General features: G+C 58.9%; 13 protein-coding genes. 7 read left to right on the plus strand and 6 right to left on the minus strand.

The genetic code is table 11. The features are described from left to right. From ACIOJF_RS17600 to ACIOJF_RS17610, 3 genes are all read left to right on the plus strand, one after another. A partial coding sequence (locus tag ACIOJF_RS17600; protein ID WP_402741985.1) for an LPXTG cell wall anchor domain-containing protein occupies window positions 1-1,510 on the plus strand: 1,510 nt, incomplete at its 5' end. A 116-nt stretch (window positions 1,511-1,626) separates the two neighbouring features. After that, a complete protein-coding gene (locus ACIOJF_RS17605) occupies window positions 1,627-2,382 on the plus strand; it encodes a DUF5819 family protein (RefSeq protein ID WP_146112342.1) in 756 nt (251 codons plus the stop codon). Next, window positions 2,373-3,446, plus strand: a complete 1,074-nt coding sequence (locus ACIOJF_RS17610; protein WP_105659102.1) for an HTTM domain-containing protein — start codon at window positions 2,373-2,375, stop codon at window positions 3,444-3,446. The genes ACIOJF_RS17605 and ACIOJF_RS17610 overlap by 10 nt, the downstream gene beginning before the upstream one ends. A gap of 101 nt (window positions 3,447-3,547) precedes the next feature. Here the strand turns inward: ACIOJF_RS17610 and ACIOJF_RS17615 are convergent, their stop codons facing one another. The 3 genes from ACIOJF_RS17615 to ACIOJF_RS17625 form a co-directional block, all read right to left on the minus strand. Continuing rightward, window positions 3,548-4,930 (minus strand): NAD-dependent succinate-semialdehyde dehydrogenase, encoded by a 1,383-nt coding sequence (locus ACIOJF_RS17615; protein ID WP_402741986.1) that lies wholly within the window; start codon window positions 4,928-4,930, stop codon window positions 3,548-3,550. A gap of 272 nt (window positions 4,931-5,202) precedes the next feature. After that, window positions 5,203-6,264 (minus strand): L-glyceraldehyde 3-phosphate reductase, encoded by a 1,062-nt coding sequence (gene mgrA, locus ACIOJF_RS17620; protein ID WP_402741987.1) that lies wholly within the window; start codon window positions 6,262-6,264, stop codon window positions 5,203-5,205. Window positions 6,265-6,560: 296 nt separating this feature from the next. Next, the gene (locus ACIOJF_RS17625) at window positions 6,561-6,722 is read right to left on the minus strand and encodes a hypothetical protein (protein ID WP_166650864.1); all 162 of its coding nucleotides are present in this window, start codon (window positions 6,720-6,722) and stop codon (window positions 6,561-6,563) included. Between the two features lie 144 nt (window positions 6,723-6,866). Here ACIOJF_RS17625 and ACIOJF_RS17630 point away from each other — a divergent pair, with 144 nt between their 5' ends. Next, window positions 6,867-7,658: an alpha/beta fold hydrolase gene (locus ACIOJF_RS17630; RefSeq protein WP_402741988.1), complete on the plus strand. Its 792-nt coding sequence runs from the start codon at window positions 6,867-6,869 to the stop codon at window positions 7,656-7,658. Continuing rightward, window positions 7,655-10,213, plus strand: coding sequence for an ATP-dependent helicase HrpB (gene hrpB, locus ACIOJF_RS17635; protein WP_402741989.1), 2,559 nt, complete (start codon window positions 7,655-7,657; stop codon window positions 10,211-10,213). Before ACIOJF_RS17630 ends, hrpB begins: the two co-directional genes overlap by 4 nt. A 70-nt stretch (window positions 10,214-10,283) precedes the next feature. Here the strand turns inward: hrpB and ACIOJF_RS17640 are convergent, their stop codons facing one another. After that, on the minus strand, window positions 10,284-11,516 hold the full coding sequence (locus ACIOJF_RS17640; RefSeq protein WP_105659098.1) for an acyl-CoA dehydrogenase family protein: 1,233 nt from the start codon (window positions 11,514-11,516) through the stop codon (window positions 10,284-10,286). A gap of 103 nt (window positions 11,517-11,619) precedes the next feature. Then, window positions 11,620-12,309: a TetR/AcrR family transcriptional regulator gene (locus tag ACIOJF_RS17645; protein WP_105659097.1), complete on the minus strand. Its 690-nt coding sequence runs from the start codon at window positions 12,307-12,309 to the stop codon at window positions 11,620-11,622. Between the two features lie 161 nt (window positions 12,310-12,470). Here ACIOJF_RS17645 and ACIOJF_RS17650 point away from each other — a divergent pair, with 161 nt between their 5' ends. Together ACIOJF_RS17650 and ACIOJF_RS17655 are read left to right on the plus strand one after the other, a co-directional pair. Then, entirely contained in the window at window positions 12,471-12,902 is a 432-nt protein-coding gene (locus tag ACIOJF_RS17650) for a DoxX family membrane protein (RefSeq protein ID WP_105659096.1), read from the plus strand. 104 nt (window positions 12,903-13,006) lie between these two features. Next, window positions 13,007-13,189: a hypothetical protein gene (locus ACIOJF_RS17655; protein ID WP_105662724.1), complete on the plus strand. Its 183-nt coding sequence runs from the start codon at window positions 13,007-13,009 to the stop codon at window positions 13,187-13,189. 78 nt (window positions 13,190-13,267) lie between these two features. On the opposite strand, the gene ACIOJF_RS17660 is transcribed toward ACIOJF_RS17655, so the two are convergent. Beyond that, the gene (locus tag ACIOJF_RS17660; protein WP_105659094.1) at window positions 13,268-14,722 is read right to left on the minus strand and encodes a DHA2 family efflux MFS transporter permease subunit; all 1,455 of its coding nucleotides are present in this window, start codon (window positions 14,720-14,722) and stop codon (window positions 13,268-13,270) included. Window positions 14,723-14,749 lie beyond the last annotated feature (27 nt).

Consider the following 14,749-nt stretch of genomic DNA (forward strand, 5'->3'; position numbering starts at 1 on the left):
GAACACCGATGCCAACACGGATGCGAATACTGACGCGAACACCGATGCGAACACCGATGTGAACACTGCGGATAACGCTGATGCGAACACCGATGTGAACACTGCGGATAACGCTGACGCGAACACCGATGTGAACACTGCGGATAACGCTGATGCCAACACGGATGCGAATACTGACGCGAACACCGATGTGAACACTGCGGATAACGCTGATGCGAACACCGATGCCAACACGGCGGATAACTCGGCTGAGAACACTGGCGACAACACTGCGGACAACACGGAGCACCCGATCGTCAGCGTTGTACCTGATTCCGTTACGGAAGGCGACGAAGTTACCGTAATTGGTGACAAGTTCACTCCGGAAGGCAACGTCAAGGTAATCATCCGAAACTCAAATGGTGAAGAAACCCCAGTACATGAGGGCGATGTCATCGTTGATGAAGATGGTCGATTCGAGTACAAGTACGATACCGATGGCTTGCCTGAGGGTATCTACACCGTTGAAGTGACGGACGAAGAAACCGGAAAGACTTACACTGAGTACTTCCAGGTAACTCCGGACGATGCCGCTGAGAACGAAGTTCACATCGATATCACCCCTAACCGTTTGATCAAGGGTGAATCGGGAATCGTAACCGGTAAAGAGTTCACCGCAAATGGCGAAGTCAAGATCGAGCAGAGCCAGCTGGGCGACACCAGCTCGGCCGTAGCCAAGATCGCTGCTGCTGCCATGCCTGAAACCGTTACCGCTGACGACAAGGGCGACATTAGCTTCGAGGTCGATTCGACTGATTTGGCACTTGGTAGCTACTTGATCGTTGCAACTGATGTTGAAAGCGACGCATACGGGTTCACAACCTTCACCGTTGTGGCTGACGACTCGACGGATGTGAACACGGCAGACAACACCGCGGATAACGTTGATGCGAACACCGATGCCAACACGGATGCGAACACTGCGGATAACGTTGATGCCAACACGGATGCGAACACTGCGGATAACGCTGATGCCAACACGGATGCGAACACTGCGGATAACGTTGATGCCAACACGGATGCGAACACTGCGGATAACGCTGATGCGAACACCGATGCGAACACCGATGTGAACACTGCGGATAACGCTGATGCGAACACCGATGCGAACACCGATGTGAACACTGCGGATAACGCTGATGCGAACACCGATGCGAACACCGATGTGAACACTGCGGATAACGCTGATGCGAACACCGATGCGAACACCGATGCGAACACCGATGCGAACACCGATGCGAACACTGCGGATAACGCTGATGCGAACGCCGGTGCCAACACGGATGCAAACACCTCAGATAACTCGGACTCTAAGTCGGATGACTCTAAGGGATCCCAGAAAGATGACTCCAAGAAGGATCGCCTTGCGGATACCGGTTCTAACGGAGCCCTCTGGATCAGTGCAGGTGCACTAGCACTTGTACTGCTCGGAGCTGGTGTGGCTGTCTTCGCGCGAAAGCGTTCAGCATAGTCGAACTGCAGTAATTTGAAATAGGAGGGGCATCTAAACGGTGCCCCTCCCATTTCGCTTTCAAGTAGTCTTTGCAACAATTCACGGGTGTCGAAGAATTTGGAGACAATAGCCTGATGAGGCAACAGAAAACCAAGCCCAAGCTGTTTACAGTGTTGGTGCTTTTAATTGCGAGTGTAGCCGCGTTAGGGCATATCGGAGCCACATTGGCGTTCACGGGTCCTTCAACACCCATCAAGTCATCATTACAGCCCGAATTGAACAAGTATTTTCTAGGGCCGTTAGATCAAGGCTGGAGCCTTTTTGCTCCTGGGCCCTATTCGCAAGATGAATATTTCACAATGCGTGTATGTCTTTCTAGCGCGGAAATTTGTGCCAAGGGTAGCCAACATGGTGCGAAATTCTCAGAGTGGCGCGACGTTACGGCCGAAGAAATGGAAAGCCGTGCCGGCAACATGTTTGCCAATCGTGAGACAAAACAATCTAAATCTATTCACGGACGGCTATGGAGTGCGGCTTCGGATTTGACTGCGGATTCTCGAGCGGAAATCTCTAGACCCTTTATTCAGGGAACGCCCGTTTTTGGTGTGGAACTCAACTCAGCGGAGGCCCGCGAGAAGTATTCTGCAACAGAATTGAGCAATCTTCGAGCCTATAAACGTATGGAAGATACGGCCGTCGGATTCGCGTCACTCTACGCAATAGAACAGTGGGGCGGAGCATCAATGGTGGAAATTAAGCTCCGACGTGAACCAATTGTTCCGTTTGCTCAGCGGAGCGATGAGAACGCAACAACAAAACCTCGCGAAACCTACATCGGATGGCGAGATACCAAGGAATTTAGTCAAGCGGCGGTGTCGGTATGGAGCTGAAACGTGAAACAAGCAGTGCTCCTTCGATCAGCGAATGGATTTCTAAGAATCGCGATTTCGTCCCCAAAGCACTGAACTGGGTCTACGGGTGGTTTACCGAAAACCGGCATGCACCATACGGTCTTGCAGTCATGCGCATGTCGTCGGGACTCTTCATTCTGGGTTGGTTAATTGCCAACATACCAGTCGCAGCTAAGATCTGGGGACCTGGTTCCGAGTACCTTGAACCCTACCGTTCTGTACTTGGGTACCAGTGGCCTTTGGATATTCTGCGTGACGCGGGACTCGGGTTCTTCGTCTTTTGGTACGTGATGGCCATCGTGTTGGCAATCGCATTTGTAGTTGGTTGGCAAACTAGATTCGTCACGCCGCTCTTCTTCATTTTTTATACGGCGATTAACGCACAGAATACGCCGGTTTCGGATGGCGGAAATTATTTCATCCGTATCATGCTGATCTATCTGATTTTTGCTGACTTGTCCAAGCACTGGTCTGTCGATTCTTGGCTACGTAAACGCGCGAGGAAAACGAAGAAAGAATTCGAAGCCGTTACGGTGCTGCACAACCTTGCGTTATGCCTGGTCGTAGCCCAACTTTGTATTGTCTATCTTGAAGCTGGGCTGTACAAGGTTCAAGGCACTCTTTGGCAAAACGGTACAGCTATGTACTACCCGGTTAGTTCCGAGGCGTATGGTGTCTTCCCTTGGCTTAGTGATTTGATCACTACGAATTCGTGGATCGTTGCCTTGATCACCTATGTGACAGTGCTTGCTCAAATTGCATTCCCATTCATGCTGTTCCATAAGATCAGCCGGAGAATTGCGCTGATTACTATTCTTGGGATGCATATCGGCATCGCAGTTGTTATGGGCCTGCCTTTCTTCTCAGGAATTATGGCTTCCGCAGACGCCGTGCTGGTGTCTAGCGCGACCTGGTTGACGATTCAGCGCTGGTTCTCAGCGTTGTGGAGGGGTCGGTTCCGTGCGAAGAAGCCGTCGCTGACGGTCTCCGAACAGAACGAAGTTGGCGTGGGATCAGGCGAGAAAGTCTCTTCCAACGCCTAGGAGAAGAAGCACTAGAAAATAAACTTAGGGGCGAACCGTTTTGGTTCGCCCCTAAATTTATGTATCTCTTAGTTCAGGCAGCCGTTGCGGGCCTATCCAGATTATTCGCCTACGTAGAACAGGCGCTTGTTCACGAATTCGTCCATGCCCAGCGGGCCAAGCTCGCGGCCGAAGCCCGAACGCTTCACGCCGCCAAACGGCATTTCTGCACCCTCTGCGCTGGCTGCATTCACGTTGGTCATGCCGGACTGCAGCTTCTGAGCCACCCTGGAGGCACGCTCGACGTCGGTGGAGTGCACCGAACCGCCCAAGCCGTAAATGGTGTCGTTGGCCAGCTCAGTGGCTTCCTCGTCGCTGGATACCTTGTAGACCACTGCTACCGGGCCGAAGAGCTCCTCGTAGTAGGCACGCATCTCCTTGGTGATGCCGGTGAGCACCGCAGGGGAGTAGTAGGCCGAAGGGCCGTCGTGCAGCACGCCGCCGGCGTGCAGGGTAGCGCCCTTGGCCACGGCGTCCTGGACCTGCTCGTGCAGGGACTCTGCCGCCTTGCGGGAGGACAGCGGAGCGAAGGTGCCTTCGGCTTCCGCCATCGGGTCGCCAGGCTGCAGGCCTTCGGCACGCTTGGTCAGTTCGGAAACGAACTCGTCATAGATGTCTTCCATGACGATCATGCGCTTGTTCGAGTTGCAGGCCTGGCCGGTGTTGTCGATGCGGTAGCCCCAAGCGGTATCCACGATGCCCGGTACGTCATCGGAGTCCAGGACAACAAATGGATCCGAGCCGCCCAGCTCCAGTACGGCCTTCTTCAGGTTGCGGCCGGCCTGCTCTCCGATAATGGCGCCAGCGCGCTCCGAGCCGGTCAAGGAAACACCCTGGATCCTGGAATCGGCGATGATGGTGGAGATCTGGTCGTGGGTGGCGAAGAGGTTGTTGTAGACGCCGGCCGGTACTCCAGCCTCATCCATGATTTCCTGGATGGCCAGTGCTGAACGCGGGCAGGACTCGGCATGCTTCAAGATGATGGTGTTGCCCAGCATCAGGTTAGGTGCCGCGAAGCGCGCTACCTGGTACAGCGGGAAGTTCCACGGCATGATGCCCAGCAGCGGGCCAACCGGGCGCTTCTGAACGACGGCCTTGCCGCCGGAGAAGGACTTGATCTCCTGGTCCGCTGCCAAGGCTGGTCCCTCGGTGGCGAAGTACTCGAAGATCTCCTGGCAGAATTCAGCTTCGCCCACGGCCTCGGACAATGGCTTGCCCATTTCGGTGGTCATGATCCTGCCGAGTTCTGCTGCGCGCTCGGCGAAGAGCGTGCCTACCTTGGAAACAATCTTGGCGCGTTCGTTGATGTCAACGTCCTGCCATGATTCGTAGGCGCTCTGCGCGGCAGCCAGCGCCTGTTCGACTTGCTCATCGGTGGCCGCGGCGAATTCCTCGACGACTTCACCGGTTGCCGGGTTCGAGACCTTGTAGGTTGGGGCGCTCATCAATGCTCCTGTCGTATGCACAAAAGTGGTCAGCGTAAGCCGTGTGGATCTAACGCTAGCGGACTCCACGCAATAAATGAATGTAATTCACTTCATATTGCGTCTACTCCGAGCTTATCCGCAGAAACAACATTCAGCCACCAAGGAACAGCAGGTATTTGGCTTGAGTGGAAGTTGCAGACGGAAGCGAATGAAAAAGCCGCGGTTTCCAAGACTTGTCTCGGAAACCGCGGCTCAAGAACACAGGTATTACCTGTGTGATCAGTGGATTACTAGCCGATAGCGGAAGAACGCCACCAGTCGATTCCGGCATCGCCCTGGGCGATCTTGGCAATCTGGGCCAATTCCGCGTCGGAGAACTCAAGGTTGTCCAGCGCGCCCAAGTTCTCGTCGAGCTGCTTGGTGGACGAGGCGCCGATCAATACCGAGGTTGCCGCGCCATCGCGCAGCAACCAGGCCAGGGCCATCTGCGCCAGCGACTGCCCGCGCGTCTGCGCAACCTCGTTCAGGCTGCGGACCTTGGCCAGGTTCTGATCGGTCAGCTGGGCTTCGAGCGAACGGCGTCCGCCTTGGCGGACCACATCAGTGGTTTCCAGGTACTTATCGGTGAGCAGGCCCTGGGCCAGCGGGGTGAAAGCAATGGTGCCCATGCGTTCCTTTTCCAGGGTTTGCAGCAGGCCGTGCTCTACCCACGGGTTCAGGATGTTGTAGGAAGGCTGATGGATTACCAGCGGGGTTCCCAGGTCCTTGGCGATAGCGGCAGCCTCGGCGGTGCGTTCTGCCGAGTACGAGGAGATGCCCACGTAGGTGGCCTTGCCCTGGCGAACCAGGGTATCCAAAGCGCCGATGGTTTCTTCCAGGGGAGTCTTCGGATCGAAACGGTGCGAATAGAAGATGTCCACGTAGTCCAGATTCATCTTCTTCAGCGAGGCTTCGCAGGAGGCCAGCAGGTACTTGCGCGAGCCGAAGGTGCCGTGCGGGCCTGGCCACATGTCGTAGCCGGCCTTGGAGGAGATGACCAGCTCGTTGCGGTAGGGCTTGAAGTCTTTTTCCATCATGCGGCCGAAGTTCTCTTCGGCTGAACCTGCCGGAGGACCGTAATTGTTGGCCAGATCGAAGTGGTTGATGCCGTTATCGAAAGCGTGGCGCAGGATCTCGCGCTGGGAATCGAATGGACGGTTATCGCCGAAATTCCACCACAGTCCCAGGGATAGCGGGGGCAAGCGCAGGCCGGAATCGCCAACGCGGCGGTAGCCGAAGTGCTCATAGCGGTCTGCGGCAGCAGTGTAGGGACGGTGCAGTTCCGGGATGGACGGGAGGCGTTCGTATTCCACGAGGCACCTTTCTGCCAGGTCAAGCGCTGGCGAGCGGAAATCGATTTGACGTCAGTTTCCACAATAGGCCAGAGCCTGAACTAAATAAATAGCGCAAAGGTGAATCCGCTGTGTGCGTAAAGGTTTCGTGGGTTTGGATTAAATGATGAACCGACCCGCCAGGCCAAGGAGGTAACGCCTGTGCGGATCGGTTCATCTAGATCACTCGCACCTTGAGAAGGTAATAACCACACTAGGAGCTGAAACTTGAAAGTAGCTGAATGCGAGGTGTGCGGTCTCTTGGGAAAAGGCTTTTGCTAATAATTCGAGGGCGGATCCGAAGCCGGGAATGACTCGTCTTCCCACTCTTCGACGAGAGCTTCATCGTGCTCGTCATGGCGCTTCTTTTCTTCTGCGGCCAGTCGCAGCTTTTCCTCTTCAGCGCCACCGGGCTGCCCAGCAGCTGATTGTTCAGGCATGATCTTCCTCCCAACTTCCGTGGGCCACCCCCTGCGGATGACTGGACCCTGTGTCTTCAGTGTTCACCTATTAGCCGCGGATGTCGAGGGCGGCGGCCAACACTGATTTCGCCTTCACCGTCAATACAGGATTTAATCGAAGGCATGCCGATGATCAATAATCCCGCAGATGGTTCCGAAATCTTCTTTGACGATGACGGGGCTGCCGGGGAGCCGATTCTCTTCCTCCATGGCTCCGCCCTGTCCCGGTCCATCTGGAGAGGGCTCGGCTACACCAAGGCGTTGGGCCAGGGGCACCGCACCATCCGCATGGACCTGCGCGGGCATGGCAAGTCAGCCAAATCCCATGACGTAGCCGACTACACCATGGACAAGGTGGCCGGCGATATCCGCGCGGTGATGGATCACCTGGGCATCGGACGTATTCACATTGTCGGCTACTCTTTTGGCGCACGCACCGGGCTGCACATGGCCATGCACCACCCAGAGCAGGTGATCTCGCTGATCATGCTCGGCGGCACCTACGAAATTACCCCCGGCGAAATCGGGAAGCTCTTCTTCCCCGGCTACCTCGAGGTCCTGCGCAATGGCGACATCGAAGGATTCGTCACCGGGCAAGAAAAGAATGGACGCCTGGATCCAGCAACCCGCATGGCCTTCAAGTCCAACGACCCGCTGGCCCTGGCTGCCTACTACGAGGCCGCCGAGACCCTGCAGAACATCAACCTGTCCGAGTTGGCGAAGATCAGAATCCCGACCTTGCTGCTGATCGGCACCCGGGACCAGCCGCGCTTCGACCAGAACAAGATCATGGTCCGCACCTTGCCCAATGCGCGCATGGTGGCCTTGCCGGGGCGAACCCACGGCAGCACCCTGTTCCCGATTGAGCCTGTGGTCAAGGCCATCGAGTCCTTCTGGGCTGGACGCCAGGCATGAGTTCGGCCCGCTTCGACCTGAACAGGATTGCTTCAGGGCTGGCTTTCGGTCCCAGCAGGGAAGAACTCCATGAATCCTTGGTGGCTAATCCTGCCCAGCCGCTGGTGATCCAGGCGCCACCGGGATCCGGCAAGACGACGATAGTTCCACCCACGGTAGCCAACGCCCTGGACCAGGCAGGACTGGCTGGCAAGATCATCGTGACCCAGCCACGCCGTGTCGCTGCCCGGGCTGCTGCCCGTCGCCTCGCCCAGCTTGATGGATCGGTTCTGGGCCAGCGTGTTGGCTTCGCCGTGCGCGGGGAACGGCAAGCTTCGGCGCAGACCCGCGTGGAATTCGTGACCGCAGGCCTGATGCTGCGCAGGTTGCTGGCCGATCCGGATCTTGCCGGTGTGAGCGCGGTGATCATTGATGAGGTCCACGAGCGGTCGATCGATACGGATTTGTTGCTGGCGATGGCCAACCAGGTCAGCGAATTGCGTGATGACCTGTCGCTGATCCTGATGAGTGCCACCTTGCACGCCGGGGAACTCTCGGCGCTGCTGGCCCGTGGCCAGGCCGCTCCAGTGCTCAGCGCCCACACCGCGCAGTTTGCCGTGCAAGAAGCTTTCGACAGCTTCGCCGGAATCCGGAACACCGAACGCGGGCTGAACGATGACTACCTGCGCCACGTTGCCGCCGTCGCGGTACGCCACAGCGCGGCAGCCAACGCAGCAAGCGCAACCCCGGTGGACACCTTGGTGTTCGTCCCCGGGGTACGGGAAGTCGACCGCGTCTGCTCGCAGATTTCTGCCTCCGGAGTGCAAGTCCTGGCCTTGCACTCGCAGATCTCTTCCAAGGAACAAGACCGGATCCTCAGCGAGCCGGAGGCTGGCAGCGCCCCGCGGATCATCGTCTCCACCTCCATTGCCGAATCGTCGGTGACCGTGCCGCGCGTGCATCTGGTGGTGGACGCCGGCTACGCCCGCGAGCCGCGCCGAGACAGCTCGCGTGGTTTCTCGGGGTTGATGACCGTGGTGGCCAGCCGTTCCGCGGCCACCCAGCGGGCGGGCCGGGCAGGACGACTCGGGCCGGGCAAGGTGGTGCGGACCTTGGACCCCAAGTCCTTTGCCGCCGCCCCGGCGCACTCCACACCGGAAATCCGCACCGGCGACCTGGTCGCCGCCGGCTTGTCGCTCGCGGCATGGGGGACCCCGCGCGGCGAGGGGCTGGCCATGTGGGAAGCGCCGCCGGCTAGCGCCATGGCCAGCGATGAGCAGATCCTGCGCAGCCTGGACGCGGTTGACGGGACCGGGCAGATCACCGCCCTGGGCGAGCAGATGATGAAGGTTCCAGCAGACCCGCGTGCCGCCCGCGCGTTGCTCGAAGGCAGCCGGATTTTCGGCACCCGGGCTGCCTCGGATGCTGTCGCATTGCTGGCCAGCTCGGAACGCATTGCCAGTGCGGACCTGAATGAATTGCTTGCCGCGGTGCGCCGGAGTTCGCATCCGGCGCATCGTGCCTGGAAGCATGAAGCGCAGCGCCTGGAAAAGCTCCTGGGCAGTGCGGAAAACCGCACCGGGCGGCAGCCTGCACCGGCAGCTGCGGCCCTGGCAGGCGTGTGCGCTTTGGCCTACCCGCAATGGATTGCGCGCAAGGTCGGCCCGGAGGAATACCTGTTGGCTTCGGGGACCCGGGCAACCTTGCCGCGCGGCAGCCAGCTGATGCATGAGGAATTCCTTGCGGTCGCCGAGGTCTCCCGTGCCGGATCCAAAGCGGTGATCCGACGGGCCGTTGGCATCGAACTTGGCACTGCCGTCGACCTGTTGCCGCAGATGCACCAGAAGCGCGAAATGGCGGAGCTGGTTGACGGCAGGATCACCGCTCGCCAGATCGAGAGCTTCGGCGAGATCGAGCTGGCGGCCCATCCGGTCAAGGCCACCGCAGAGCTGGGCATGCAGGCTGTTGCCAGCGCCATAGCTACGCAGGGGATAGCCTTCTTCGGCACCCATGAAAAGTTTGATGCCTTGCGCCGGCGAATGGCCGTGGCCCATCGCCTGCTGGGCGAACCCTTTGCCGCGGTGGATGACCAGGCCCTGATTGCCTCGGCGGGCAACTGGCTGCAGCCGGTCTTGCGGCAGGTAGCCGCCGGCAAGAACGCGGCCAAGGTTGACCTGTATTCGGCATTGCGGACCTTGCTGCCGTGGGAGCATGCCCATGATTTTGATTCGCTGGTGCCCGAACGGCTCCAGGTGCCTTCGGGATCAAGGATTTCCGTGGCCTATCCCGAGGTCGGTGAAACCGGTCCAGCGGTCGTCGCCGTGAAATTGCAAGAATGCTTCGGGCTCGATGAGTCGCCGCGGCTGGTCAAGGGCAAGCTTGCCGTCCAGTTCCACTTGCTTTCGCCCGGTGGCCGGCCGCTGGCGGTGACCGATGACCTGGTTAGCTTCTTCAATGGGCCCTACGCCCAGGTGCGTTCTGAAATGCGCGGGCGCTACCCGAAGCATCCTTGGCCGGAGAATCCATGGGACCACGTGGCAACGGCAAAGACCAAGAACCGATTGGGCCGGCAGTAGGCAAAAGCACGCCGGGGCCGAGGCCCGGAAGAACGAGCCAGGTCCCGGCGTGCTTTCCGGCGCCCAGGTTCTAGGCGAACGCTGAGAAGCCGGTGATGTCGCGGCCCATGATCAAGGCCTGCACGGTTTCGGTGCCTTCATAGGTGTGGATTGCTTCCACATCAGCGAAATGGCGGGCCACGCGGTTGCTGGTCAGGATGCCGTTGCCGCCGAGCAGGTCGCGGGCGTTCGCTGCGATGGCGCGTGCGGTGCGGGTAGCGGTGTACTTGGCCAGCGACGCCTGCGGGCCGGTCAGCTCACCGGAAGTTTCGCGCTTGGTCGCCTGCATGACCAGAACCTGGATAGTAGCCAGTTCGGACTGCATGCGGGCCAGGCGCTCCTGGACGATCTGGCTGGCGGCCAGCGGACGCCCGAACTGCACGCGCTGCTTGGCGTAGCTCACGGCCGACTCGTAGCAAGCGGTCGCGTGGCCCACGGCAGACCAGGCGACACCCAGCCGGGTGGCGAACAGGACGCGCGAGGTGTCCTTGAAGCTCTTGGCTTCGGGCATCACATCGTGGTCCGGAACGAAGACGTTCTCCATGCGGATATGCGCCTGCCAGATAGCGCGCAGGGAGAGCTTGTTTTCGATGGTGGTGGCCTTGTAGCCTTCGGCATCCTGGTGCACGATGAATCCGCGGACCTTGCCTTCGTCGTCGCGGGCCCAAACGATGCTCACGCCGCCGACCGAGCCGTTGCCGATCCATTTCTTTTCACCGCTCAGGCGGTATCCGCCCTCGACCTTGGTGGCACGGGTTTCCAGCGAAACCGAGTCGGAACCATGAGTTGGTTCAGTCAGCGCGAAGGCGCCTGGAAGTTCGCCGCGCAGCATGGGGATGGCGTACTTCTTGATCTGCTGGGCATTGCCGCAGTACAGCACGGAGCGCAGAGCCAGACCGCCCTGGACGCCAACAATGGTGGAGACCGAACCGTCGCCACGGGCCATTTCCATGTTGACCAAGCCGGCAGCCAGCGGGCTCATTTCCTCGTAGCCTTCCAGGTTCAGGCCATCGCGCAGCAGATCCGCATCGCCGAGCTTCTTGAGCAGATGCAGCGGGTAGTCGGCCTTGTCCCAGTACTCGTGGATGTCGTCCTTGACCTCGTCGAGGATGAATGCGCGGGCCTTGGCTCGCCACGCGTTGTCCGCTTCGCCTACTTCGGCGAAGATTCCGGTCGGATCGATATTGACGTCTCCGGACCACAGGTCGTATTCGGGTTCGACAACGCCGGCGGGAAATTCAAAACCGGTCTCCAGCTGGGACATTTCAGATGCTCCTAATAGCTACGGTGAAAAAAGCTTCACTCCTAGACTAGTGGAACGCAGTGCCATGTCAAGAAACTTGGTTTCAGAAGTTGGGTGGAATCGATTATTTTCCGTGCTCTTTGAGCGCGCGGGAGACGGCCTGGAGAATCGCCTGCTCATCGGCGCCGGTATCCAAGACGGAAACCACCACGCTGGGGGCCGCCGGCTTGGTGGCAGTCGCTGCCTGTCCGGGGTCGAGCAGATCTGCGAAGCGGTTCAGGAACTGGCGCACATCGTTGGCCAGCTTGGTGCGGTCCGTGCTTTGCGCGTCTTTCAGCCAGCTGCGCAAATGATCGTTGTGGATCGCAACCAGGCCAGCGCTAACGCCCAGGCACAGCGACTTCTCCGTGGCGCTCTTTGCCAAATCGCGACGGTTCAGGAACCCGTAAAACGCCCGTTCGTAGCGGTGAGTGGAGACCAGCTCGCGCTCTCGCAGCGACGGCACCGAGGAGAGCAGCTTGTGGCGCAGCTGGGCTCCTTCGGGGTTGACCGTGTACTGGTCGAAAACCACATGTGCGGCATCGATGAGCGTAGTGATTGCATCAACCGACGAGGCGGCCAGCGTGGTCTCGACGTGTGTAATGATCATTTCCTGGTCGGCGAAGACCATATTCTCTTTCGACCCGAAACGGCGGAAGAAAGTGGAACGGGAAATGCCAGCGGCAGCTGCCAGCTCGTCGACGCTGGTGGCATCGAAGCCCTGGGTAATGAGTAGATCAAGGGCTGCTGGGGGTACTGCGGAAGAAGCGATCATGATTCACGAATTTAGCACGATTCAAGCTGGGAAATTCTTGGGTTCAGCTATGCGCGCCGCGCAAATGATTGTGAACTACTGCGCCCATGACTACGCTGAACATCAGGGCGTTCCATGCAGGAACGCCATTCTTGGACGAAATGAAAGAGAAGTGAGGGCCCATGGGAATCTCGATTGCAAACGCCGCGCTACGTTTGGTCAGTGGTGCGTTCATTCTCAACAGCGGCATCAACAAGTTGCGCATCGATGAAGCCAGCGCCGCAGGCCTGCAGCAGATGGCAGCCAACGGCGTGCCTCAGCTGGCCGAGCTGGAACCGGCAGTTTTCGGCAAGGCCGTATCCATCGGCGAGATCTCGCTGGGTAGCGCCTTGCTGCTGCCGCTGATCCCATCGCGGCTGGCCGGCTTGGGCCTGGGCGCATTCTCCGGTGTGCTGCTGGCTTCCTACCTGCGCACTCCGGGCATGACAGAATCCGACGGCATCCGCCCAACCGCGGATGGCACCGCCCTGGCCAAGGACGTATGGCTGGCAGGTATCGCTGTGGCATTGATTCTTGGCCGCAAGGGCGCCAAGAAGATCAAGAAAGCAAAATAAGCGGACGGAATCGCTTGAGCAAAACGTTCGGCAAGCCGTAAGTTGATCTTGGAGACTGCGGTTTTCAGCGGCCACATTTGAACTACAAGCTAAGAGGAGAACCAATGGGTTTCTTAGATGATGCAAAGAAGAAGCTGGGCGAGGCAGTCGAAAACGCGAAGGATTTCGCAGGCGACGCTACCGAGAACGTGAAGAACTTCGCAGCGGACGCCCAAGAAAAAATCGGCGAGAAGGTCGATGAATTCAAGAACGGCGATAGCAACGAAGAACCTGAAGACAAGGTCTAGCGACCACGAAGCCAGCGCCTGATCCAGCGACTTTCGAGTCCCGGACCAGGCGCTGGCTCCGTTAAGAGCTGCCTCTGGCTAGTGGCGCTGCGCCTTCTTGCCGTCGCTGAGGAACGCTACAACGAGCACAGCAGCCACGCCGATGAAGCCTGGCAGCATCAGTGCCTGTCCCAGGCCAACAGACGTGGCTTCCATGATCACCGCAGGATCCTTGGAATCTGCCTGCGCGATCTGTGCCGAAATGCGGGCATCCATCATCACCGCGATCAGCGCAGAACCAAGCACTGAACCGATTTGCCGGGTGGTGTTGTAAATCCCTGAACCGGCACCCGCATCACGCGCGGTCAAGTCCTTGGTGGCTGCCAGCGACAGCGATGGCCAGATCATGGCTGAACCGATGCCTTGAACCGCTGAAGGAATCAGCAGCATCCACAGCGGGATATCGGCGTGCATCATGAAGGCGTAGACCACCGTGGCACCGCCAAACAGGAAGAACCCGGGCACGGCCAAGATCCGCGGGCTGAGCTGATTGACCTTCTTTCCCAGCTGCGGCGCGAGGAAGATCGCCACGAAAGCCATCGGAGAAATCATCAACGCGGATTCGGTGGGAGTCAGGCCTCGGACATTCTGCAAGAAGAACACCATCGGCAAGGCGATGGTCGCGATGGTCAGGCCCATGAAGGTGATCGCGACATTGGCCAAGGAGAAATTGCGGACCTTGAACAATCGCAGCGGAACCAGCGGTTCAGACGTGGTCTTGGACTGCCACCAGATGAAGGCTCCCATCAGCACCGCGCCGATGATAATCAGATGCCACGAATTCAGCGGGCCAATGAATGGTTCCCAATTGGTGGCATCGCCTTCCTGGATGCCGAAGACCAAGCAGAACATGGCCAACGCCGAAAGGATGACGCCGAACCAGTCGAAGGAATGCGCTTGGGATTCAAGGGCTGGCACGAATTTGAAGACCATGGTCAAGCTGACTACCGCGATGGGCAAGTTGATGAAGAAGATCCATTCCCAGCCGATGGAGTCCACCAGCAGACCGCCGGCAATCGGACCGATCAGCGAAGCGATGCCCGCCACTGCACCCCATAGGCCCATGGCTGCACCGCGGTGCTGATAAGGGAAGAGGCGGGTAATGAGCGTCATCGCCTGAGGGGAAATCATCGAAGCGCCAAGGCCCTGGACGGCGCGCGCCGCCACCAGCGAGCCGAGGGAATCGGACAAGCCGCACCACAGCGAGGCCAGCGAGAAGACCACCATGCCGATGAGGTAGATATTGCGCGGACCGAAGCGGTCACCGAGGCGCCCGGTGACCAGCAGCGGCACCGCGAAGGTGAGCAGGTACGCGCTGTTGACCCACAAGATGCTGGAGATATCGGCGTCCAGCGACGTCATGATGGAGGGCATTGCGGTGGACACGATCGTGGTGTCCAGCAGGATCATGAAGAAGCCGATGACCAGTGCCCAGAGGGCACGCCAGGCGGCTTTCTTGTCGAAGTGTGTTTCGGGATTCGCAGTTTCAGGCACTTGTCAAGGCTAGTCCCTATCAGCCCT

This window comes from Glutamicibacter sp. NPDC087831 (assembly GCF_044742845.1).
Lineage (GTDB): Bacteria > Actinomycetota > Actinomycetes > Actinomycetales > Micrococcaceae > Glutamicibacter.